16 protein-coding genes and 1 rRNA gene are annotated in these 24,110 nt (G+C 34.8%); 8 read left to right on the top strand and 9 right to left on the bottom strand.

What is annotated here, in order from left to right:
- Positions 1-230 precede the first annotated feature (230 nt).
- From F6K40_RS13715 to F6K40_RS13700, 4 genes are all read left to right on the top strand, one after another.
- Positions 231-3,260, top strand: a complete 3,030-nt coding sequence (locus F6K40_RS13715; protein WP_293136701.1) for a pentapeptide repeat-containing protein — start codon at positions 231-233, stop codon at positions 3,258-3,260.
- A gap of 125 nt (positions 3,261-3,385) precedes the next feature.
- Positions 3,386-6,667 (top strand): pentapeptide repeat-containing protein, encoded by a 3,282-nt coding sequence (locus tag F6K40_RS13710; RefSeq protein WP_293136699.1) that lies wholly within the window; start codon positions 3,386-3,388, stop codon positions 6,665-6,667.
- 541 nt (positions 6,668-7,208) lie between these two features.
- Positions 7,209-10,499 carry a pentapeptide repeat-containing protein gene (locus tag F6K40_RS13705; protein ID WP_293136697.1) on the top strand — a complete coding sequence of 1,097 codons (3,291 nt, stop codon included), beginning with the start codon at positions 7,209-7,211 and terminating at the stop codon, positions 10,497-10,499.
- Positions 10,492-11,010: a type IV pilin-like G/H family protein gene (locus F6K40_RS13700; protein WP_293136695.1), complete on the top strand. Its 519-nt coding sequence runs from the start codon at positions 10,492-10,494 to the stop codon at positions 11,008-11,010. The genes F6K40_RS13705 and F6K40_RS13700 overlap by 8 nt, the downstream gene beginning before the upstream one ends.
- 147 nt (positions 11,011-11,157) lie before the next feature.
- On the opposite strand, the gene F6K40_RS13695 is transcribed toward F6K40_RS13700, so the two are convergent.
- The 3 genes from F6K40_RS13695 to F6K40_RS13685 all read right to left on the bottom strand — a co-directional run bounded on the left by F6K40_RS13695 (position 11,158) and on the right by F6K40_RS13685 (position 14,556).
- Complete coding sequence (locus F6K40_RS13695; RefSeq protein WP_293136693.1) at positions 11,158-11,331, bottom strand: hypothetical protein; 174 nt, start codon at positions 11,329-11,331, stop codon at positions 11,158-11,160.
- 253 nt (positions 11,332-11,584) lie between these two features.
- Positions 11,585-13,654: a precorrin-3B C(17)-methyltransferase gene (gene cobJ, locus F6K40_RS13690; protein WP_293136691.1), complete on the bottom strand. Its 2,070-nt coding sequence runs from the start codon at positions 13,652-13,654 to the stop codon at positions 11,585-11,587.
- Between the two features lie 293 nt (positions 13,655-13,947).
- Positions 13,948-14,556 (bottom strand): cytochrome b/b6 domain-containing protein, encoded by a 609-nt coding sequence (locus tag F6K40_RS13685; protein WP_293136689.1) that lies wholly within the window; start codon positions 14,554-14,556, stop codon positions 13,948-13,950.
- A 132-nt stretch (positions 14,557-14,688) separates the two neighbouring features.
- Between F6K40_RS13685 and F6K40_RS13680 the strand changes: the two genes are divergently transcribed.
- A complete protein-coding gene (locus F6K40_RS13680; RefSeq protein WP_293136687.1) occupies positions 14,689-15,162 on the top strand; it encodes a hypothetical protein in 474 nt (157 codons plus the stop codon).
- A gap of 187 nt (positions 15,163-15,349) precedes the next feature.
- On the opposite strand, the gene F6K40_RS13675 is transcribed toward F6K40_RS13680, so the two are convergent.
- From F6K40_RS13675 to sufB, 6 genes are all read right to left on the bottom strand, one after another.
- Complete coding sequence (locus tag F6K40_RS13675) at positions 15,350-15,727, bottom strand: DUF4177 domain-containing protein (protein WP_293136685.1); 378 nt, start codon at positions 15,725-15,727, stop codon at positions 15,350-15,352.
- A 142-nt stretch (positions 15,728-15,869) separates the two neighbouring features.
- Positions 15,870-17,132, bottom strand: a complete 1,263-nt coding sequence (locus tag F6K40_RS13670) for a cysteine desulfurase (RefSeq protein ID WP_293136683.1) — start codon at positions 17,130-17,132, stop codon at positions 15,870-15,872.
- 319 nt (positions 17,133-17,451) lie between these two features.
- Positions 17,452-18,813 carry a Fe-S cluster assembly protein SufD gene (sufD, locus tag F6K40_RS13665; RefSeq protein ID WP_293136681.1) on the bottom strand — a complete coding sequence of 454 codons (1,362 nt, stop codon included), beginning with the start codon at positions 18,811-18,813 and terminating at the stop codon, positions 17,452-17,454.
- Positions 18,814-19,071: 258 nt separating this feature from the next.
- Positions 19,072-19,857, bottom strand: coding sequence for a Fe-S cluster assembly ATPase SufC (gene sufC / locus F6K40_RS13660; protein ID WP_293136679.1), 786 nt, complete (start codon positions 19,855-19,857; stop codon positions 19,072-19,074).
- Between the two features lie 302 nt (positions 19,858-20,159).
- Positions 20,160-20,516 (bottom strand): four helix bundle protein, encoded by a 357-nt coding sequence (locus F6K40_RS13655; RefSeq protein ID WP_293136677.1) that lies wholly within the window; start codon positions 20,514-20,516, stop codon positions 20,160-20,162.
- Between the two features lie 189 nt (positions 20,517-20,705).
- Positions 20,706-22,142, bottom strand: a complete 1,437-nt coding sequence (sufB, locus tag F6K40_RS13650) for a Fe-S cluster assembly protein SufB (RefSeq protein WP_293136675.1) — start codon at positions 22,140-22,142, stop codon at positions 20,706-20,708.
- A 339-nt stretch (positions 22,143-22,481) separates the two neighbouring features.
- Here sufB and sufR point away from each other — a divergent pair, with 339 nt between their 5' ends.
- From sufR to rrf, 3 genes are all read left to right on the top strand, one after another.
- On the top strand, positions 22,482-23,168 hold the full coding sequence (sufR, locus tag F6K40_RS13645; RefSeq protein WP_293136673.1) for an iron-sulfur cluster biosynthesis transcriptional regulator SufR: 687 nt from the start codon (positions 22,482-22,484) through the stop codon (positions 23,166-23,168).
- A 67-nt stretch (positions 23,169-23,235) separates the two neighbouring features.
- Entirely contained in the window at positions 23,236-23,607 is a 372-nt protein-coding gene (locus tag F6K40_RS13640) for a hypothetical protein (RefSeq protein WP_293136671.1), read from the top strand.
- A 250-nt stretch (positions 23,608-23,857) separates the two neighbouring features.
- Positions 23,858-23,974, top strand: a 5S ribosomal RNA gene (gene rrf / locus F6K40_RS13635).
- Positions 23,975-24,110: the final 136 nt, after the last annotated feature.

Genomic DNA, 24,110 nt, shown 5'->3' with positions numbered 1-24,110 from the left:
CGAATAAAAAACTATCCCAATAATTCCCCCCTTTCTAAGGGGGGTTAGGGGGGATATATTTTCAGTTATCAGTTAACAGTTATCAGTTATTAGTGATCAGGAGTAAATCTAATCCCACAGTTATGAGGCACATTGAAAATCCCCCTAAATCCCCCTTGGGAAGGGGGACTTTGAAACATCAGTTAACTACATAAATAAATTTTCTAATAACTTTTCAGGAGCAAATAATTATGCTAAATCATTCATCTAAACAACCACGGAGAAATCTTCAAGGTCGTTCTTTTAAAAATCGAGATTTGACTAATCAAGACTTTTCTTTTGCAGATATAAGAGGAGCAGATTTTACCGGAGCAAATCTCACGAATGCTAACTTCAATTATGCTTTAGCAGGATTAACAAAATTTCAGGTTATTAGACTATTTATTATTACAGTTATCCTATTTGTAACTGCAGGTATCGCAGCAGTAGTTGCTCTTGATGTTCCTGCAAGATTTCTCCTTCCTAAATTATGGAAACCAAATTATCTTAGTTCAACAGTTTTCATATTTATAGAACTTTTCAATATTGGTTTATTAGTAATTACTATTCGTCAAGGAATTGCAGAAACAATAAAATATTTTTATTATCTACTTTGTCTAATGATACTAATAATTCCATTACTTTCACAGTTGGCAAGGAGAGAGGAAAAAACCAGGGGAATTTTCAATTTTTTCGGAATTTCAGAAGCACCAGATTCCATTGTTTGGTTATTGGGAAAATTAAGAGTATTTAGAGGTGGCAATGTTCTCAGAAATGTAAATTATTGGTTCAATGGTAATACAGATATGAATCCTGTTATAGAGACGATTGTCACTTTTATTATCTCTATAGGGGCAATATTTGTACTAATTTCAACTATTAGTTTGGCAGTAGTTTTAGCTGAATTTATTGCTAAAAAATGGTTAGCAAATGTTGGAATAGGAATAACAGGAACACTGGCAACACTTATAGCAGGAAATTTTGCGAGAAACCGGGATGACTATTATCGAGACAATATGTCTTATTTATGGATGGGTGTTGTTATTACTGCATTTATTTGTCTAATCCTAATGTTAATAGCTCAACATCTGGCAAAAAAGATATTAGCTGAAGACGAAAAGAATATTTTTTTCCTCCGACTTGCTGTTGGTATTGGAACTCTCGGAGGCACCTGTTTTAAAAATGCAAATTTAACGGATGCCGACTTTAGTCACGCCATTCTTAAAAGCACAAATTTTCGATTTGTTAATGCTACTAGAACATTCTGGCGAGAAACCAAACATTTAAAATTTGCCAGAGTCGAAGCAACTATATTAGAAGACATAAAAGTCAGAGAATTATTAATAACTGGATGGGGAAAAGACCAAGATTATATAAGTGCCAACTTGAGAGGAGCAAACCTGATAAGTGCCGAGCTTAGTAATGCCAATTTAAAATTAGCAAACTTAAGCGAATCTTCTCTACAAGCTGCCAATTTAAACAACGCAAATTTAACCGAAGCATTAGCAATAGGCACTAATTTTACTACCGCTCAAATGTCAGGAACTTGTTTAGAAGCTTGGAATATTGACCATACAACTATCCTCGATCATATTGAATCAAAATATATCTATTTATTGGAAAAAGCGAAACCAGAAACAGACGATAGAGAGCGTCGTCCTAGTAGTGGATATTTTCAAGAGGGAGACTTTACAAAATTATTCACAGAAGTCTTAAATACTGTAGATTTAATATTCCGAAATGGGGTAGATTTTACAGCCTTTATGTCTTCTTTCAAAACAATACAAGTAGAAAATCAAGACACCCCCATGAAAATTCGAGGGATGGAAAATAAAGGTGATGGAGTAGTAGTAATTAAAATCGATGTACCTCCAGAAACCGAGAAAGAAAAAATTCATCGAGACTTTATGGAAATTTACGAGCAAAATGTTCAATCATTAGAGAAAAAATATCAGCAAGAATTACAAGAAACCAAACGACAGATAAATCAAAATCTTCGAGAAAGTGAGAGAAAGTATCAGATAGAGTTGGCAGAAATCAAGAAACAAAATGCTCATTCCGAAGAGCAAAATCAAAACATGAAATCTTTGGTTAATCAGATATTTCAAAAATCAACCTCTGCTAATTATTTGGTGACTCTCAATTTTGAAGGGGGAAGTTTTGCCACAGGTTTTCCAGTTATTAGAGCAAATATTTGGTCAGACAATCATCCTTTACCAATTTCTTTTACAGGTAACTTAACCCCGAATTTAAAATTTCCTCAGCTCTATCAAAACTGGAGTAAAAAATATAAACAATTAATAGAATACCATCAAAATTCCGGCTTCCTTCCTAGAATCAAAATGAAGAAACAGCAGACAACAAATTTTTCCAAAAAAGACATATATCAGGAAATTAAGGAATTAGAGAAAGAGTGGCGATCGCTCCTCAACAATTGGTTGAACGATCCGAATTTTCACAAAATCGAAAAGGAGCTACGAACTAGATTTAATCGTTCAGATCAAGTCAGGTTAATTATCCAATCTGAAGATGTTTTAATGCAGCGAATTCCCTGGCACTTATGGAATTTTTTCTCTGATTATCAATTTGCGGAAACTGCCATAGGTTTGCCAGAAGCTAACCGAGTCGAAAAGTTAAATATTGCTAGGGAAAAAATCCGCATCTTAGCAATTTTTGGAAATGACGAAAGGATAAATGTTGAGGCAGATAAACAATATTTGTCTAGTCTCTCTAGGGAAGCAGAAATTGTCTCTTTAGTTAAACCAAGTCGGCAAGAATTAGATGAAAAATTATGGGATGAAACAGGTTGGGATATTATTTGTTTTTCTGGTCATAGTCAAAGTAAGTCTGACGGAAGTACGGGATATTTTGATTTAGGAAATGAAACAAAAATGACAGTTGAGGAATTAGAACATTCCCTAGGAAAAACTATTAGGAAAGGTTTACAATTAGCTATATTTAATTCTTGCGATGGATTAGGTTTAGCAAGACAACTTGCCAAGTTACATATTCCGGCAATTATTGTTATGCGAGAAGCAGTTCCAGATGTAGTTGCCCAGAAATTTTTAGAGGATTTTATCCAGTCATTTACTAATGGTAAATCTCTATATATTTCCGTGCGAGAAGCGAGGGAAAAATTACAAGTAATGGAAGATAAATTTCCTGGTGCGAGTTGGTTGCCAGTTATTTGTCAAAATTCTGCAGAAGTTGCTCCGAGTTGGAAACAGTTATCAGCTTTCTGATAGGGGGATGGGGAGGTGTGGGAAGTGTGGGAGGTGTGGGAGGTGTGGGGAGTAGTTAACAGTTATTAATTATCAATGGACTAAATCAATAAATTTTCTACTTAATTTTTTCGAGGTAAATAATTATGCTAATTCATTCATCTAAACAACCACGCAAAAATTATCAATGTCGTTCTTTTAAAAATCAAGATTTGACTGGTGAAGACTTTTCTTTTGCAGATATAAGAGGAGCAGATTTTACCGGAGCAAATCTCACGGGTGCTAAGTTCAATTATGCTTTAGCAGGATTAACAAAATCTCAGACTCGACTTATTTTTATTCTGGTAGTTATCTTATTTTTAGCCGCAGGTATAGCTGCAGGTGGTGCTACTGTTATTCCCATTAGGCTAATCTCTAGCAGAGTAAATCAAGTAATTTCAATTCAGATTGGTGCAGTTGTTTTTCCTATCCTAGAATTTATCAATATTGGCTTATTAGTAATAATAGTTCGACAGGGAATTAAAAAAATTTGGTGGCATTTATTTAGTCTAATTATTTTGATACTAACAATAGCTGTAATATTTGCATCGCTGGGTTTTAGTGAGAAGAAAATCGTAAATTTTTTTAGTTTTTTTGAAATAACACATACATCACCTAGCATAGTTATTAAATTGTCAAAGTGGTTGGCAGATTTTAGATTTGGTCAGATGATTAGAGCCATCACTAATTTCTTAACTGATAATGGCGATTCTGAGAATAAAACTGTGATTATACTTTTCAGCCTTATTATCTGTGCAATAGCAATATTAATGTTAATTTTTACTCTCAGTTTGGGAGTTATTTTAGCTGAAATTATCTCTGATAAACGACCAGGAAATTCAGCAGTAATATGGGTGAATATTATCGCAGCAGTTCTCACAGGAATTGCTACTAAAAATCAAATAAAAAGATGGGAAACACCTTATGTCATAATGCTAATCATTCTGGCGATCGCTATTTATTTAACCCTAATATTAATAGCTCAACATCTGGCAAAAAAGATATTAGCTGAAGACCAAAATAATCTTTTTATTCTTAAATTTGCTGTTGCCATTGGAGCTATAAAAGGCACTTGTTTTAAAAATGCAAATTTAACGGATGCCGACTTTAGTCACGCCGTTCTTAAAAGCACAAATTTTCGATTTGTTAATGCTACTCGTACATTCTGGCGAGAAACCAAATATTTAAAATTTGCTAGAGTCGAAGCAACTATATTAGAAGATATAAAAGTCAGAGAGTTATTAATAACTGGATGGGGAAAAGACCAACAATATATAGAAGCAAACTTAAGAGGAGCAAACCTGATGAGTGCCGACTTAAGTAATGCCAATTTAAAATTAGCAGACTTAGGAGAAGCTTCTCTACAAGCTGCCAATTTAAACAATGCAAATTTAACCGAAGCATTAGCAATAGGCACTAATTTTACCACCGCTCAAATGTCAGGAACTTGTTTAGAAGCTTGGAATATTGACCACACAACTATCCTCGATAATATTGAATCAAAATATATCTATTTATTGGAGAAACCCAAACCAGAAACAGACGATAGAGAGCGTCGCCCAAGTAGTGGATATTTCCAAGAAGGAGACTTTACAAAATTATTCCAAGAAGTCTTGAATACTGTAGATTTAATTTTCCGAAATGGAGTTGACTTCAAAGCATTTATGTCATCTTTCCAACAGGTAAAAGTAGAAAATCAAGGCATCCCCATAGAAATTCAATCTATGGAAAATAAAGGCGATGGAGTAGTAGTAGTAAAAATCGACGTTCCTCCAGAAACTAACAAAGAAAAAATTCATCGGGAGTTTGTACAAATTTATGATGAAAATGTGAGACTGCTAGAAGAAAAATATCAGCAAGAGTTGGCAGTAATAGAAAAACAAGTTAGTCTCAACCGTCGCAAAACTGAGGAGACTGAATATCGAATGTTCTTTATGAATCAGCTATTAAAAATTCAAAATCCTGCCCGTACTATTAGCAGAGAAAAATTAGTTATTCTCAATTTTGAAGGAGGAAACTTTACAACAGGGTTTACCGGAATTAAAGCTTATATTTGGTCAGACGGACATCCTTTACCAACTTCCTTTGCTAGTCACTTAACGGCAAATAAAAAAATTCCACAACTCTATCAAGACTGGAGCGAAAAATATCAAAAATTAAGAGACTTACACAGTTTTTTCTCAAGAATTAAAGTTAAATCAGACCAGGCAACAAATGTTTCTACAACAGACGCACAAAAAATAATTAGTCAGATTCAGGAATTAGAAAAAAAGTTGCAACTTCTCCTGAATAAATGGTTAACTTCTCCTAGTTTTGCTCAGATAGAAAATCAACTGCGGACTAAAATTAACTCTTCAGATCGAGTCCGATTAATTATTCAATCATCTGACGTTTTAATGCAACGCCTTCCCTGGCATTTATGGAATTTTTTCTCTGATTATAAATTGGCTGAAACTGCCATAGCTCTCCCAGAAGCAAACCGAGTCGAAAAGTTAAATATTGCTAGGGAAAAAATCCGCATCTTAGCAATTTTTGGAAATGATAAAAGTCTCAATCTTGCAGCAGATGAAAAATCTTTGTTAACTCTGGGCGATGAAGCAGAAATCATATTTTTAGTTCAACCAAACCGCCAAGAATTAGATGAAAAATTATGGGATGAAAAAGGTTGGGATATTATTTGTTTTTCTGGTCATAGTAAAAGTGAAAAAGATGGCAGTACCGGATATTTTGATTTAGGCGATCGAACAAAACTAAAAATTGAGGAATTAGAAAATGCCCTGACAATAGCTATTAGTAGAGGTCTCAAATTAGCTATATTTAATTCCTGCGATGGATTAGGTTTAGCAAGACAATTTGCTAGGTTACATATTCCAGCAATTATTGTTATGCGAGAACCAGTTCCAGACGTAGTTGCCCAACAATTTTTCCAGAATTTTATGCAATTATTTGCTAGTGGTAAATCTTTATATATTTCCATGCGACAAGCTAGGGAAAAATTACAAGGAATGGAACATAAATTTCCGAGCGCAACTTGGCTGCCAATTATTTGTCAAAATGCCGCAGAAGTACCTCCGAGTTGGCAAAATTTACATGGCATTTATAAACCTAACTTAGCCGAAACTTTGACAGAATTACGATTAGCGATCGCTACTGAAACTTGCTTAACTCCAGCAGATAAAAAAGAAGCTTTACAACAAGTGGAAATTTTGACAGAAGTAGGAGAATTTCCCACTGGAAAAAATCAAGATGTTGTTAGATCGGCTATCATAATATTAAGAGATATTGTTGCCGAATATCCAGCAGCTACTCTCATCAATGAAGCTGTAGAAAAATTATTTTTTATTTATTCTCAAATTCAAAATTTTGAGCAAAACGGCAATTTCAGTTGAAATTTTCAGGAGGAAATCTAATGTCAACCTATCCAGATAAACCATCTAGAAAAAATTCGACTCGACACGGAAAGTTCGGCGCGCCGAAATATCTTGCTTTATTCAACTTTCATAAATTTTCTACTTAAATTTTTAGGAGGAAATCTAATGTCAACCTATCCAGATAAACCATCTAGAAAAAATTCGACTCGACACGGAAAGTTCGGCGCGTCGAAATATCTTGCATCAATCTACCTTGAGAAATTTTCTATATCTATTTTCAGGAGGAAATCTAATGTCAACCTATCCATATAAACCATCTAGAAAAAATTCGACTCGACACGGAAAGTTCGGCGCGTCGAAATATCTTGCGTCAGTCTACCTTGAGAAATTTTCTATATCTATTTTCAGGAGGAAATCTAATTTCAACCTATCCATATAAACCATCTAGAAAAAATTCGACTCGACACGGAAAGTTCGGCGCGTCGAAATATCTTGCATCAATCTACCTTTAGAAATTTTCTACTTAAATTTTCTAACTTATTTTTCAGGGAGTAATTTAATGCTAATTCATTCATCTAAACAACAACTCCAAAATTATCAAGGTCGTTCTTTTAAAAATAGAGATTTGACTAATCAAGACTTTTCTTATGCAGATATAAGAGGAGCAGATTTTACCGGAGCAAATCTCACGAATGCTAACTTCAATTATGCTTTAGCAGGATTAACAAAATCTCAGGTTATTAGACTATTTATTATTACAGCTATCCTGTCTATAACTGCAGGTCTCGCAGCAGATGTTGCTGTTGCTGTTCCCATCAAATTTCTTGTTCCTAAATCAGGAGAAGCAAATCATCTTGGTGCAGCTATTTTCATGTTTATAGAGTTTGTCAATATTGCTTTATTAGTAGCTACCATTCGTCAACAAATTACAGAAACAATAAAATATTTATTTTATCTATTTTCTTTAATGATACTAACATTTCCAATACTTGCAGCTTTGGCAATGGATGAGGAAAAAGTTGACTATTATTTCCGTTTTTTCGGAATTTCAGAAGCACCAGATTGGGTTGTTTGGTTATCAAGACAATTAGGAATGTTCAGGGGTGGTTCTATTACTGAGAGTGTAACTTTTTGGTTCAATAGGCAAGGAGATGTGAGTCCTGTTATGGGTACAATTGTCACTTTAATTATCTCTATAGTGGCAATATTTGTATTAATTTTAACTCTCAGTTTAGCAGTAGTTTTAGCTGAAATTATTGTTGAAAAATGGTTGGGATATATAGCAATAGCTGGAGCAGGAATACTAGCAGTAATTACCACAGGAATTACTACTCACAACTCAGATAACGGTTATGAAGACAAAATGTCTTATTTATGGATGGTTGTTATTCTCGCTGTATCTCTTTCTCTAACCTTAATTTTAATAACCAGACAAATCGCAAAACAAATATTAGCTGAAGACGAAAAAAATCTTTTTATCCTCCGAATTGCTGTTGGTATTGGAACTCTAGGAGGCACCTGTTTTAAAGATGCAAATTTAACGGATGCCGACTTTAGTCATGCCATTCTTAAAAGCACAAATTTTCGATTTGCTAATACTACTAGAACATTCTGGCGAGAAACCAAATATCTGAAATTTGCTAGAGTCGAAGCAACCATATTAGAAGATATAAAAGTCAGAGAATTATTAATAACTGGATGGGGAAAAGACCAACAATATATAGAAGCAAATTTAAGAGGAGCAAACCTGGTAAGTGCCGAGCTTAGTAATGCCAATTTAAAATTAGCAGACTTGGGCGAAGCTTCCCTAAAAGCTGCCAATTTAAACAACGCAAATTTAACCGAAGCATTAGCAATAGGCACTAATTTTACCACCGCTCAAATGTCAGGAACTTGTTTAGAAGCTTGGAATATTGACCACACTACTATCCTCGATAATATTGAATCAAAATATATCTATTTATTGGAAGAACCAAAACCAGAAACAGACGATCGAGAGCGTCGCCCTAGTAGTGGATATTTCCAAGAAGGAGACTTTACCAAATTATTCATAGAAGTCTTAAATACTGTAGATTTAATATTCCGAAATGGAGTAGATGCCAAAGCATTTATGTCATCCTTCCAACAAGTACAAGTGGAAAACCAAGGCATCCCCATGAAAATTCAAGGAATGGAAAATAAAGGTGATGGAGTAGTAGTAATTAGAATTGATGTACCGCCAGAAATAGAGAAAGAAAAAATCCATCGAGACTTTATGGAATTCTATGATCAAAATGTCAAAGTGCTAGAAGAAAAATATCAGAAAGAGTTGGCAAAAACAGAAAAACAAATTACTCTCTATCGTCAACGAACCGAGCAAACAGAATATCAGATATTCTTGATGAATCAGATATTAAAAACACAAAATTCTACTTCCGTCATTGCCAAAGAAAAATTAGTTACTCTCAACTTTGAAGGTGGAAATTTTGCCACAGGTTTTCCAGTTATTAGAGCTAATATTTCCTTAGACAGTCATCCTTTTCCAATTTCTTTTAGTGGTAAGTTACCCCCAAATTCAGAAATTCCTCAACTCTATCAAGACTGGAGAGAAAAAGATCGACAATTACAAGAACTAAAAAAATCAAAAGATAACGACCTTTCTAGAATCAAAATTAAGAAAAATCAGAAAACTAATGTTTCTGAAAAAGAGATAGATAAGCAAGAGCAAAAAATAATTAATCAGATTCGGGAATTAAAGAAAAAGTGGCGATCGCTCCTCAATAACTGGTTAAATACTTCAGGTTTTTACCCCATAGAAAAGGAACTACGAACTAAATTTAACTCCTCAGACAAAGTACGACTAATTATCCAATCTGAAGATGCTTTAATGCAGCGCATTCCCTGGCATCTATGGAGCTTTTTTTCAGATTATCAATTTGCCGAAACTGCTATAGGTCTCCCAAAAGCTAACCGAGTCGAAAAGTTAAATATTGCCAGGGAAAAAATCCGCATCTTAGCAATTTTTGGAGATGACAAAGACATAAATATTGAAGCAGATAAACAATATTTAGAAAATCTCTCTAAAGAGGTTACAGAAACTGTTTCTTTAGTCAAACCCAACCGCCAAGAATTACATCAAAAATTATGGGATAAAAAAGGTTGGGATATTATTTGTTTTTCCGGTCATAGTCAAAGTGAATCTAATGTCAGTACCGGATGTTTTTACCTAGACTTAGAAAACCAGATAAAAATGACAATTGAAGAATTAGAAAATGCCCTAACAGCAGCTATAAAAAAAGGCTTACAATTAGCCATCTTTAACTCTTGCGATGGATTAGGTTTAGCTCGACAACTTGCTCAATTACATATTCCCGCAATTATTGTGATGCGAGAACCAGTTCCCGATTTAGTCGCCCAAGAATTTTTAAAGCATTTTCTTCAATTATTTTCTAGTGGTGAATCTTTATCTATTTCCGTGCGACAAGCTAGGGAAAAATTAGAATCTTTAGAAGATAAATTTCCAGCCGCAAGTTGGTTACCAGTTATTTGTCAAAATTCAGCAGAAATACCTCCAACATGGCAAAGCTTGTATGGAATTTTTCAGCCGAATTTTGCCCAAGCTTTAGCTGAATTAAAGTCAGCTATTGAAGTAGAAACTTGGTTGACTTCAGCAGACAAAATAGAAGCTGCAAAACAAGTGGATATTTTGTTTAAAGTGGGAGAATTTTCCACATCAGAAAACCAAGAAACTATCAAGTCATCCATGAGAATCTTAAGAAGTATTGTTGCCGAACATCCGGCAGCTAACTTAATGGATGAAACCTTAAACAAATTGTCAATTTACTTTTTAGATCGGGGGAACCATGAATAATTTATCTGTCAAACTTTTACAGCGTCTAAACAAGCAAAACAATAATCATGGATTTACTTTAATCGAGTTATTAGTAGTGATTATTATTATTGGGATTTTGTCAGCGATCGCTCTGCCATCTTTTTTGAAGCAAGCAGACAAAGGAAAGGAAGCTGAACCTAGAATGGTTCTAAATGGTGCTAATAAAATACAGTTTGGTTACTATATTGAGAATAGTGAATTTACAGGTGATTTAGGAATATTAGAGTTACAGAATGAAACAGACAATTATACATATCAAACTCAAAACTTTGTGCCTGAATTATCATTAATTATAGCTACCCCAAACAATCCTACATTGAGGTATTTTTTAGGAGTTACATATATAGAAAATGATGGTACTCTTTATCAAAGAGTTTGTAAAGCTTATCAACAGGATTTTCTTTTAGATATTCTGCCAAAATTTTTTGATTTTAAACTAGATAAGAATGAAATAAATGAGTTAGATTCAGAATATTGTGATGGTAAGTAATATCATCAGCTAGAATTATAAAGTTAGAAATATAGGTAAAAGCGATCGCTCCTGAAACTAGGAAGCGATCGCTTTACAAACCAACATCATATTTTATATACCAGGAAAATAACGACTGATAAAATCTATTAGAATAACTTTCATTTATCAAACTTCCCGTCTGACTTCTTTTACCATTTCACTAATTTCTTGAAGAGAAGGTTGATTTCGATCTGCTCCTAATTCTTCAATACGTTTAAACCAATCATTAAGTTGCTGAATTTTTGATGGTAATTCAAGTTTTCCATCTGCTGTAATACTAACAATATTATCTGTATCCATGATTAATTATTCCTATTTTAAGATTTCACTTTTATATTATCAGGACTTACGCAAAGGAACCGGTTTTGTCTGCGTAAGTCCTCATTATTATGAAATACAGAAAATTGTACTACTTATGAATCTCCCCATCACAACTGATAACTGATTATGAATCCCCCCATCACAACTGATAACTGATAACTGATAACTGATAACTGATTATGAATCCCCCCATCACAACTGATAACTGATAACTGATAACTGATAACTGAAATTACCCTAAATAACCCCTAGGTGTAATCATCCAATTATTATAAATTCCCGTAGATTGATTACCAATTAAAATTACAGTCAACATATCAACAGAAACCTCCAATAATTCACCCAGACTTGTTAAAGTAACATCCTCATTTTCTCGATAAGCAGAACGAACAATTGCCACGGGATTTTCCGGTTGACGATACTCTAAAAAAATATTCACTGCCTTAACTAATTGTTCCGTTCGATTCTGAGATTTAGGATTATAAATTGCCACAACAAAATCTGCCATTGCAGCAGCAATCAAACGTTTTTCTATTACCTCCCAAGGTGTTAATAAATCGCTCAAACTAATAGCACAAAAATCGTGCATCAAAGGCGCACCAACTCTTGATGCAGCAGACTGTAAAGCACTAACTCCAGGAAACACTTCTACTGCCGGAATTTTCCCATCCCAACCTTTAGCTCGAAGTTGTTCTAAAACTAATCCTGCCATGCCATAAATTCCACAATCTCCGGAAGAAACTACTGCCACAGTTAAACCAAAATTTGCTAATTCAATTGCTCTTTCTGCTCGTTGTCTTTCTTGAGTAATTGGCATTTTCTCGACTATTTGTCCGGGATTAAATAAAGGTTGAATCAAATCAATATAAAGAGAATAACCAATCACAACATCCGCATAACTAACAGCAGTTTTAGCTGCGGATGTCATCTGATTTAGTTTACCTGGGCCGGTGCCAATTAATAATAATTTTCCAGTTCTACCTGTATATTCTGTTTCAGCTAAAGCAACAGCAATAGTCATTGCTCCTGGTTCACCTTCCAGACGAAATATTTGTTTACTAACTAATAAATTTGTGGAAGATTTTAAGATATTTTCTCCCTGTTGAAGTAAGGAAAACGAATCATCAGTATATCGGTGAATATCCGTGTTTTGCTGTTGTTTTTTCCCTTTTTGAATCTGAAAAAAAGAATCATCCGTATATCCGTGAAAATCCGTGTCTTGCCATCCGTCAAAATCCGCGTCTTGCCATCCGTGAAAATCTTTTTCTGGCTCATTTTGCTCCTGTCTTGCTCCTAAAATAGCTGCTGCTTCCGCAACACTAGAAGTTCCAACTTCTACTGCAACAATATTAGAAGGATTAGGCACTTCAACACAATTTAATAACTCCCCTGAAAAAGTCCGTAAAGGTAAATTTCGTTCCTGACAAAATTCTACTAATCCTATTTCATCAGCTTTAATATTAATAGTAGCAATACCAGCGATCGCTCCTGCTGCTAAATGATGAGCGCGAAATATTTCCTCGATACCAGTGGCAATTAATTTTTTAGAAGTTCCTCTTTCGCAACCAACCCCTACCCACAAAACTCGCGGGTGCCACTGCACTTCTGGTAAATCTGAATCTGGCAAAAACTGTCTGTGAGCAAAACTAATCCAAATTCTCGCCTTGGGAGTAGGCGATCGTTCGCCTATTTCTGAAAAATCAAAGTCAAACGGATGTTGCTCCGGTAAGTGCTGTTGCCACAACGTCGAACCTACCTCCTGAAGCACCTGTACAGTTTCTCCTCTAGCAACAACTGCACTAACTTGATTCCAGTTACCTTCCCCACGTTGCCAACCAAAAGGTTTACCCAAAATATCAATACCAGGTAATCCTAAATTATGAGATGCTCCTGTAATCACTGGGGTAGCGTTCAGGAGGCGAGAAAGTACATTGCTCAGTTTATCCGCACCTCCCTGATGTCCGCTACATAAACTAATCACAAATTTACCCGCTTCATCCACAACAACTACTGCCGGATCGCGATATTTATCCTGCAACAGGGGAGAAATTAAACGTACAACTGCACCGCTAGCAAGACAAAAAATAATAGCATTATACTCTTGCCAAATATTTACCAGATGGTTTTTCAGAGAGTCCGTGTAAACCTGGGTGTTGAGAGAGAGGTTGACAATTTTTTGACAAGACTCTGGTATCCACAAAGTTGCTCCCAATGTTTGACAAATAGGTTGTAATAAATTTGCTGCTGTCGGAGTTGTAGCGATCGCTGCTATTGGTTGAAATTCTTGACAAATTAGATTCATTTTTTGGGTGTTTAGGTATTGGAAATTGTACTTATAATTCAAGTTATATCTAGAGGATAAATTCCTCAAGTCGTATAAATTAAACGCAGTAATTCCTAGCTACCATAATAGAAGCTAGGAACTTTGATAAAACATATTCAAAATAGCAAAAATTCTAGACTAAGATTTTTAGGTTTTTTCAACTTATGTGTTGTCATTTTAGTGTTACTTGCAACACAAACTGCAAAAAAATATGATTAACTCAAACTGTCGCCTTCAATAATAATTAATCATTAATTGTTAATTATTAATTATTAAATCCTAGGGTGTTTTAACCAAGCAATAATTTTTTCCGGCCATAGTTTCGGACTTTCTTGGGGCAGATATTTTGTATTAAACATGGATAAAATTAGAGGATATCCACCTACTTTAGCACTCATTAATAAGTGAGTAGCGATCGCCAATAACATGATTACCCAACCTATCAGATGCAGGGAGTACCAAACATGATACATTTCACCATTAGGTAACCAATTTTCATCTTGCAATTTTCCTGAACCTATTGATAGTATTGCCGAGAATAAAATTGTGGTATTAACTACGCGATGCAGTCTATACCACCAAATATTTTTACCCACCTTATTTGTCAATTTTTGCCAATCATCTGATTTTACTAAACGGTTTCTGCCGAGTTTAATGCTAACTATAATAAATCCCAAAAATACAAAGAATAAAACAAAAGCAAAAGTTCCATGAATATCTATTAAACTACGGTTTTTGATAGTCAAACCGACTTTGCCAAATCTACCATCCCAACTATCGTAAACCAAAAACCCTGTAATTACACAAGCGATTACCAATAAAGCATTAATACCATGAAATAAACGGAGCAAAAAAGGTTGATAGGGTTGAGTTTTTGACATAATTTTTTTTTATTCTTTCTATATTCAATTTTACAGTATGACAGCTTTTTTTTTAGTATTACAACTTGTCTTTTGACACTTTCACTACTTTATGTGTACTATTTTTCATTAATAATAAACAAATCAAAAACAATGAATAAAATACTCAAACTAACATCTACAATACTAATTTTAACTGCTGGATTAGGAGTAACTACCACAGTCAATTCTTCTGCTAACTTTTTAGTTGCCGATAAGTCTCACAGTGACATGAATCATAGTCATAAAAAAGTAGAAATTCCAGCAGGAAAACCAGTTCCTCAAGTAGATTTATTTGTTTATCAAGATTCCATGAAAGGATGGAATTTAGAGCTAAAGCTAACTAATTTTAAATTGGTGCCAGAAACAGTTAATCAAAGTAGTAACCCTTATGAAGGTCATGCTCATTTATATATTAATGGGGAAAAAATAACGAGAATTTATAGCAATTGGTATTATCTCGGAAATTTAAAACCAGGTAAGAATGAAATAACTGTCTCTCTTAACACCAATAAGCACGAAGATTTAGTTAGTAATAGCAAGATAATTATGGATACAGAAATTATTGACGTTTTAGCACAAAAATAAGATTAAGAAACCGGGTTTACCGAAGCAATTTCGTGATTTGAAAAACAATGGTTAGGACTTACGCAAAGAAACCCGGTTTCTACGATAAATCATTGTTTTTGAGAATAAACATCTATGAGAAACCGGGTTTCTGGGTTTGTCTGCGTAAGTCCTGATGGTAATAAACCCGGTTTCTTGTTATCACAACTTACTTTTCTCTGACAAAAATCAAAATATATAACCCTTGTCCGTTAGTAGGATTAAAAACAACGTCAGTTTGAGTTAATTCCCATCCATCCTTACCCGCATTATTAAAAGCTTCTACATAGCGGTCTCTTTCTCCCTCACTGTTAGGAAAATCAAATTGATATTCAACTTTATACTCATATTTTTTCCCCCTACGCTGACTTAACTTTTGTGAATTTATCAATTCAATTTTTGACTCTGTTTTTCCTTGAGTTTCAGGAATAGAAATTGCCAAAGTTTGATAGGGTGAAAAAATTAATCCTACTGCTAGAAAAATAATCGCAATATTCAGAAAAATTAAGTTAATAACTATAAGTTTGTTTAGATTCCAATCTCTCATATATATAACCTTGATTAGTTGGAAAAAAAATAACAATCCTGTAGGGACGTTGCATGCAACGTCCCTACTTTTTGGTTTCCAAATCACCTTTCTTAATAGAGGTAATTATTAATTATTAATTGTTAATTATTAATTAATAAATTCAACCCATAATACTAGCAAAAAATTCTATCGTGTCTTTCAATGCCACAATAAAAGCATCAATATCATCACGAGTATTATAGAAATATAAACTTGCCCTTGCTGTAGATGAAATCTTTAAATATTGATGCAAAGGTTGAGCACAATGATGACCCGAACGAATCGCTACCCCTGCTTCATCTAACATTGTTGATAAATCGTTGGGATGAATATTTTCTACTGTAAAAGATGCTAATGCTGCTCTATTTTCACCATTAATATTTGGTTGAGGTCCATAAATAGTTACTTCCGGAATCTCACCTAATTTATCAAATAAATAAGTAGTTAATTCTGCCTCATAATTATGGATTTTTTCCATACCTATATTTGTCAGATAATCTACTGCTGCACCAAGAGCGATCGCTTCTCCAATAGCTGGTGTTCCTGCTTCAAATTTATGGGGTAATTCTGCATAAGTTGAATGATCAAAAAACACCTCAGAAATCATTTCACCACCTCCTAAAAATGGTGGCATTTCCTCCAGTAATTCCAACTTTCCATACAAAAAACCGATGCCAGTCGGAGCGCACATTTTATGACCAGAACCTACTAACCAATCACAATCTATTGCCTGCACATCTACCACACAATGAGGTACACTTTGGCAAGCATCTATTAATACTTTAGCTCCATTTTGATGAGCGATCAAGCAAATTTCTTTTACTGGATTAAGACAACCTAAAACATTAGAAACATGGGCAACTGCTACTAATTTTGTTTTGTCTGAAACCAGAGTTTTATATTGTTCAAAATTAAATTCTCCCGTTTCAGTTAATTCGACAAATTTCAACACTGCTCCAGTTTTTTGAGCAATCATTTGCCAAGGAACAAAATTACTATGATGTTCCATAACCGAGACAATTATTTCATCTCCTGACTTGAGATTATTTAACCCCCAAGAATAAGCAACTAAATTAATAGCTTCACTAGCATTTCGAGTATAAATAATTTCATTCCGAGATGCCGCATTTACAAAAGCAGCAACTTTATCTCTTGCACCTTCATAAGCATCTGTTGCTTTTGAACTTAAAGTATGAACACCCCGATGCACATTGGAATTATATTTAAGGTAATATTCCTGCCAAGCATTGATAACTGCTAGGGGTTTTTGGGAAGTAGCAGCATTATCTAAATAAACCAGTGGTTTACCATTTATTTCCTGATTTAAAATCGGAAAATCTGCACGTACTTTATCTGCCAAAGTTCTGTCTTGAATAATAGTCATCTTTTCAGTTATAGCGCTAGGGAATAGGGAATAGGGAATAGGGAATAGGGAATAGCAAACTGTCAAATAATTTTTCCTGCGGAAATGCTCCGCAAACAGGATTTATAAATGTCTGCGCCCTTTGCTTCGACTGCTATTTCAGTTTTTTTAGGGAGTAGGGAGTAGTAATTCGGGAAACAATCTCGTCGGCAAGATACCCGCACTACAAAGGTTTTATTATTAATAATATTTTCACCTCATAGACTTGGAGTTTACTGTAAGTTTAAATCTACTTTTTAACTCACTTTTCTCCTTAATTACTTCTTCCTTCTTTATTCTTTTAAACTTTACAAGCGACACATTGTTTTAAAATATTTTGCAAAGAAGTTAAGGGCAACTTGTTAATAATTTCTGCGCCAAAAGCATCAATTAATAAATTGCGACTTGCCTCTTGACTCAAACCTCGACTTTGCAAATAAAAAAGCTCATCATCATCTAACTGACTAACAGTTGCACCATGAGAACATTGAACATTATCGGCAATAATTTCTAACTCAGGTTTTGTATCAACTCTTCCTCCAGAAGAAAGTAACAAATTACGATTTAACTGAGCAGCATTTGTCAACTGGGCAGTTTGAGAAACGTAGACTTTGCCATTAAAAACAGAATGTGCTTTATTGTCAACAATGCACTTATAAAGTTGATCAGTCACACCATGGGGATGATTCAAAATAATGCTGCTGTGAGTATCCGCTTCTTGCTCGTTGCCAATAAATGCCAAACCATAAAGATTAGTTTCCGTTCCCTCTCCCATTTGAGCAACTTCTAAATTATGACGAGATAACTTCGCCCCTAAATGAATAGCATTACAGGTATAGCGACTATTTTTAGCTTGAGCGATCGCTGTTTTGCCAATATGAAATGCTGCTCCTGCATCTCGTTGCACCCTGGTATGATTAATTTCTGCATTTTCCTCTACCCATATTTCTGTAACAGTATTTGTCAGATAGGGGTGAGAAGTGGGTGCTTCTGGGCAAATTACTTCTGCTGTCACACAATGCTCAACTATTGTGGCACTACTATTACTTTCCGCTACCACTAAACAACGGCGCTGAGTCAATATGGGAACTTCCGTCTGAGTAGCAATAAATAATAGATGTATTGGTTTTTCTACAACTTGATTTTTGGGCAACCATACTACTGCTGCATCAGTTAAACCAGAAGTATTTAGGGAGGTAAAAACTTCTTGACTCCCTGGTTGTTGCCCCAAATAATTGCCAACGCGCTCTTGATATTTGCTCGGCAACTGTCCCAAGTTGCCCACAAATATTTGATTTTCTATATCTGTCACCGATGATAACTTTGGTGCAAATACCCCATTCACAAATACCAACCGACTATTTATTGCTTCCGGCAAAATAAATGGAGCGATATTCAAAGCATCCAAGTTTACTGGTGCAGGTGCTTGGAAACCCAACTTCATCATTGCAGATAAGTCAGTAAAGCGCCATTCCTCATCTCGTTTAGTCGGGATACTCAACTCACGCACCCAGGTTGCTGCGCGATCGCGTACTTGTTGTAACCAAGTTGCCATTTTTGCATTCAGAGGAAATTCTGGCGCTACAGTTGGAGAAACTGCTTTAGAAGATTCTTCTAGTAATTTTTCTAAATAAGATATTTCTGGTTTTACGGACAATTGCATAATTTTTATACCAATTATCAAAACTAGGGAACAGGGAACAGGGAACAGGAAACAGTTCACTGTCAAAGGGTTTCAGCATTTATAAATCTCCGCACCCTTTGCTTCGACTGCCATCATACTATACTTAGGTGACACTTCAATTATTAAGTAATTAAAAAGTTGTCATTTCAGTTATCAGTTAATAGTGCTACGCGCTAGGGAACAGGAAACAGTAGACTGTATCAGAAATAAGAGGAGATAATTATTAATTATTAATTGTTAATTATTAATTGCTTTTGCTGCTTCAATCACATCATCGTAACCTTTTTCTTCTAGTTCTAATGCTAGTTCTTTTGTACCAGTTTTAATAATTTTACCACTTTCTGTTACATGAACAAAGTCTGGCACAATATAGTTTAATAAACGTTGATAGTGAGTAATTACTAACATAGAATTTGACTCATTTGCTAATTGATTTACTCCGTTTGCTACTATCCTCAAAGCATCAATATCTAACCCTGAGTCTGTCTCATCTAAAATTGCTAAACTTGGCTCTAATAATGCCATTTGTAAAATTTCATTGCGCTTTTTTTCTCCACCAGAAAAACCTTCATTTACACTCCTGTCTAAAAACTCTGGTTTCATCTTCACAATATCTAATTTATCCTGTACTAAATCGTCAAAATCAAAAGCATCTAATTCTTCTAATCCTTGATGTTTACGTTTTGTATTGTAAGCAACTCGTAAAAAATCTAAATTGCTCACTCCAGGAATTTCTAGAGGGTATTGAAATGCCAAGAACACGCCATTTAATGAACGTTCTTCTGGCTCCATTTCTAATAAATTTTTACCTAAAAATGTTACTTCTCCACCTGTAACTTCATAAGCAGGATGACCTGCCAATACTTTAGAAAAGGTACTTTTTCCCGAACCATTCGGACCCATAATGGCATGAATTTCTCCAGCTTTTATTTCTAGATTCAAGCCTTTAAGAATCTCTTTTCCTTCTACATTAGCTGTTAAGTTTTTAACAGATAAAATAACTTCGCTATTTTCTTTAATCATGTTTATACCTTTTATAATGAATAATGAATAATGAATAATGAATAATTAATAATGAATAATTAATTATTAATAAAGGATAATTGACAATTAGAATATTAGAGAGTTAGATAGAAAACTTGAAATTTCAAAAACTCTTTCACTATCAATTATCAATTGTTTACTGGTTGTTTGATTTTGGCGATTTTACAATAGCCGTCTTTTGTAATGAATAATTAATAATTAATAATTAATAATTAATAATTAGAGTATTAGATAGAAAACTTGAAATTTCAAAAACTCTTTCATTATCAATTATCAATTGTTTACTGGTTGTTTGATTTGGCAGATTTGACAATACTGGTCAGGAGTTTTAAGAGTTCTATACAGTCTTGATTAATTGACTCAAACCCTTTGAAATCAATGTAATTTGCTTGATGTAATAGCTCTAACCAATACAGAGTTTCATTGACCTCTTTCAAACCAATAGCCATTTTATGTACAAAGTCAGCGGTACTTTCAGCGTATTCAGCTTCACGCACCAAAGCCCCAATTCCTGTACCACTACGAAGTAATTGCTTTGATAAAACATACTCCTGCTTCTCTTGATTAAGGTGTTTTGACAATTTAACAATTCGTAGTGCAAATGCAAATGACTTTTCTTTAACTACATTATTTTTCACAATTATCAATTATCAATTACCAATTCTCCATTATTAATTATTGGCGTTGCTGAATCAAGGTATGAAAATAAAAATTCAATAATCTCAAATATTCGTTATTCAATAGTTTGAAAATTGTAAAAAAATACGAATCATAACCCAAAATCAGCAACGCCTAATAATTATTAATTATTAATTATTAATTATTAATTATCCAACGCTTCCTTCTAATTTCAAACTCAATAATTTATCAGCTTCCGCAGCAAATTCCATTGGCAATTCATTAAACACATCCTTACAGAAACCACTAATAATCATAGACACTGCATCTTCAGCAGAAATACCCCTTTGACTAAAATAGAAAAGTTGGTCTTCTCCTATTTTAGAAGTAGAAGCTTCATGCTCAACTTTAGCAGTATTATTATCCACTTGAATATAAGGAAAAGTATTTGCTTGAGCGCGATCGCCAATTAACATTGAGTCACATTGAGAATAATTCCGCGCACCCTTTGCACCAGATCCCATTTTCACTAAACCACGGTAACTATTAGCAGAATTTCCAGCAGAAATACCCTTAGAAATAATTGTACTGCGAGTATTTTTCCCAATATGTACCATTTTTGTACCTGTATCTGCTTGTTGCTTATTATTAGTTAGAGCGACTGAGTAAAATTCTCCCACAGAGTTGTCACCAACCAAAACACAACTAGGATATTTCCAGGTAATAGCTGAACCAGTTTCTACTTGCGTCCAGGAAATTTTAGAATTTACTCCCTTGCACAAACCGCGCTTAGTTACAAAATTATAAATACCACCCTTACCATTTTTATCCCCAGCAAACCAGTTTTGCACCGTCGAATATTTAATCTCAGCATTGTCGAGAGCAACAAGTTCCACTACAGCAGCATGAAGTTGGTTAGTGTCAAACATCGGAGCAGTGCAACCTTCAAGATAGGTTACAGAACTACCTGACTCTGCCACAATTAAAGTACGCTCAAACTGCCCAGAATCACCATTATTAATCCTAAAGTATGTGGATAAATCCATAGGACATTGTACACCTTTAGGAATAAAAACAAAAGAGCCATCGCTAAATACCGCAGAGTTAAGAGCAGTAAAGAAATTATCTCCTACTGGAACCACACTACCCAAGTATTTTTCCACTAATTCTGGATGCTCCTGCAATGCTTCAGAAATAGAACAGAAAATAACACCATCTTCAGCAAGTTTCTCCTTAAAAGTAGTAGCAACAGAAACACTATCAAATACAGCATCAACCGCAACATTGCTCAAACGTTTCTGCTCTGATAGAGGAATGCCTAGTTTCTCAAAAGTCTCTAGGAGAGTCGGATCTACTTCATCCAAGCTTTTCTTCTTATCTTGAACTTTTGGCGCCGAATAGTAAACAATATTTTGGTAATCTATTTGTGGGTAGTGAACATTTGCCCAAACAGGTTCCTTCATTTGCAGCCACTTCTTATATGCTTTGAGACGGAAATTGAGCATAAACTCTGGTTCATTCTTTTTAGCAGATATCAGACGAACTATGTCTTCACTGAGTCCGCGAGGAATGGTTTCCGATTCAATGTCAGTGACGAAACCATATTTATAAGGTTGATTTACTAAGTTTTTTACTTGAGTAGTCATTTTACTTATTTCCTAGTTATATTTACTTACTTAGTAGTTAGATAAGTTTTAGTGGCCTTTAATAGTTAAACAACTTATTTGTTGCTTAAGTCTATTTTAGGTTACATTAACAACAGCGATATTGTCAAAGTCCAGTAAAAAAAATTTTCGGGGCCAAAAAATCCGAGTTCGAGTCTCCCCCTTCAAGGGGATCAATAAGGAAAATTTCAGATTTTCTTGTGTCCCTATTACTGGAGGTATTGTTTCGTTAAGCGATATGTTTGCGGAGCATGACTATGGTGAAAAAACCCAGTTCCTCCCCAGGAGGCTTTTTATATACGTAGCAAACTGATAAGTGAAATGATGGAAATTACTCAACAAAATTCAACCAAACAAGAAATCCTGCAACACTTGATGAAGCAAACTCAAGCTACTGCCTTGGAATTAGCTGAGTCGCTAGAAATCTCTCCCCAAGGCATACGTCGCCATTTAAAGGATTTAGAAGCAGAAAGACTAATTGCATACAAATCAGTATCAACAGGAATGGGAAGGCCACAACATATTTATGAACTGACAACTCAAGGACGCGATCGCTTTCCCCACAGTTATGATGACTTTGCTGTTTCTTTCCTGGATACCTTGGCAGAAACTATGGGACATGAACACGTCACCCAAGTGCTGCAGAAACAATGGCAACGTAAGGCAATGCAGTATCGCCAACTACTGGGAACAGGTTCAGTGCCGGAGCGCGTGGCCCATTTGGTAGAACTCCGCAAAGCTGAGGGTTACATGGCAGAGTGGTATCCTAATGAACAAGTCAAAATTCAAAATTCCCAATTCCCAATCAATTCAACTGCCTCTGAAGTTGAAGACTATATATTGATAGAACACAACTGTGCTATATCTAATGTGGCCGAATCTTTCCCCAGTATTTGTGGCCATGAGTTAGAGATGTTTGCTACTGTACTAGCTGATTGTACTGTGGAGAGAACTCATTGGATTGTTAATGGAGAACATCGTTGTGGTTATTTAATTACTAAAAAATAAAAACTTTTTTCATGCCTGGTATCAGCTCCCTTTTTTTGTGTACCAAAATATAAAATCAAAAATTTATATGCAACCATCTATAGAATTTTTAACACCGGAAGAGTCTGCTGAAGTTGATGCAGCGCTTCTAACTTCCAAGGATAAGTTTTCAACACGATTGGCCATTTATTCTTTGAGGTGTTTAAACCAAATAGCAGCCGAAACTGGTCTGACTATGGAGGAAATACCTGCTGAACAGGTGAAAACTTGGATTAAAAAAGATGAAAGTCTGAAGCAAAATTTAGATATAGACGCTAATTTTGAGAATTTCTTTACTAGATTGGTGATAGCTTCGTTATCTCCTTTAAAGCAGGTTGCCCAAGAATCTGCTATGCCACTCCAGGATTTAACAGTCCAACAGGTGGTTAAATGGTTTGAGAAAAAAGGGAAAATTGACTAAAAAAGGAAGGCCAGACAATGGTTTTGGGCAGGGATATACGGATGATTACGAGATGGACGCTTTTTGGGTAGAGTAGTTTAGGAAAAATGGACTATTGGAACTGAAAATTTGAGGCGGAAAAAAAATTTTGCTTAGGGGGTTGACATTTATAGAAAAGGTATTTATAGTAATAAATGTAAGGAAAAGAAAGTTACTGATGACCTGAAAGGTTAAAAGTAAATATAATAATTGTAAGTAATTATTAGCTTTTCCTGGTGTCTATGACGTAGTGGAACCACTCCGATCCATCCCGAACTCGGAAGTGAAACGCTAGAGTGGCGAAGATACTCGGTGGGTAGCTGCCTGGTAAAATAGCACGATGCCAGGTTAAATATAAACAAAGGTTCTCTCAGCGATACGAGAGAACCTTTGTTTTTTGTGAATTTAACATTCCTCTTACACAGGACTTACGCAAAATATGGAACTATACACTATATGTAGGGGCGAATGGCATTCGCCCTTAC

Source organism: Okeania sp. SIO3I5 (genome assembly GCF_010672085.1).
GTDB lineage: Bacteria > Cyanobacteriota > Cyanobacteriia > Cyanobacteriales > Microcoleaceae > Trichodesmium.
The sequence above is the reverse complement of the archived record's forward strand: the minus strand, read 5'-3'. Positions and strand labels throughout refer to the sequence as shown.

Bases quoted from the DNA above. Each gene is read 5' to 3' on its own strand.
- F6K40_RS13715 (WP_293136701.1), top strand. From the start codon at position 231: ATGCTAAATCATTCATCTAAACAACCACGGAGAAATCTTCAAGGTCGT.
- F6K40_RS13710 (WP_293136699.1), top strand. From the start codon at position 3,386: ATGCTAATTCATTCATCTAAACAACCACGCAAAAATTATCAATGTCGT.
- F6K40_RS13705 (WP_293136697.1), top strand. From the start codon at position 7,209: ATGCTAATTCATTCATCTAAACAACAACTCCAAAATTATCAAGGTCGT.
- F6K40_RS13700 (WP_293136695.1), top strand. From the start codon at position 10,492: ATGAATAATTTATCTGTCAAACTTTTACAGCGTCTAAACAAGCAAAAC.
- F6K40_RS13695 (WP_293136693.1), bottom strand. From the start codon at position 11,331: ATGGATACAGATAATATTGTTAGTATTACAGCAGATGGAAAACTTGAA.
- cobJ (WP_293136691.1), bottom strand. From the start codon at position 13,654: ATGAATCTAATTTGTCAAGAATTTCAACCAATAGCAGCGATCGCTACA.
- F6K40_RS13685 (WP_293136689.1), bottom strand. From the start codon at position 14,556: ATGTCAAAAACTCAACCCTATCAACCTTTTTTGCTCCGTTTATTTCAT.
- F6K40_RS13680 (WP_293136687.1), top strand. From the start codon at position 14,689: ATGAATAAAATACTCAAACTAACATCTACAATACTAATTTTAACTGCT.
- F6K40_RS13675 (WP_293136685.1), bottom strand. From the start codon at position 15,727: ATGAGAGATTGGAATCTAAACAAACTTATAGTTATTAACTTAATTTTT.
- F6K40_RS13670 (WP_293136683.1), bottom strand. From the start codon at position 17,132: ATGACTATTATTCAAGACAGAACTTTGGCAGATAAAGTACGTGCAGAT.
- sufD (WP_293136681.1), bottom strand. From the start codon at position 18,813: ATGCAATTGTCCGTAAAACCAGAAATATCTTATTTAGAAAAATTACTA.
- sufC (WP_293136679.1), bottom strand. From the start codon at position 19,857: ATGATTAAAGAAAATAGCGAAGTTATTTTATCTGTTAAAAACTTAACA.
- sufB (WP_293136675.1), bottom strand. From the start codon at position 22,142: ATGACTACTCAAGTAAAAAACTTAGTAAATCAACCTTATAAATATGGT.
- sufR (WP_293136673.1), top strand. From the start codon at position 22,482: ATGATGGAAATTACTCAACAAAATTCAACCAAACAAGAAATCCTGCAA.
- F6K40_RS13640 (WP_293136671.1), top strand. From the start codon at position 23,236: ATGCAACCATCTATAGAATTTTTAACACCGGAAGAGTCTGCTGAAGTT.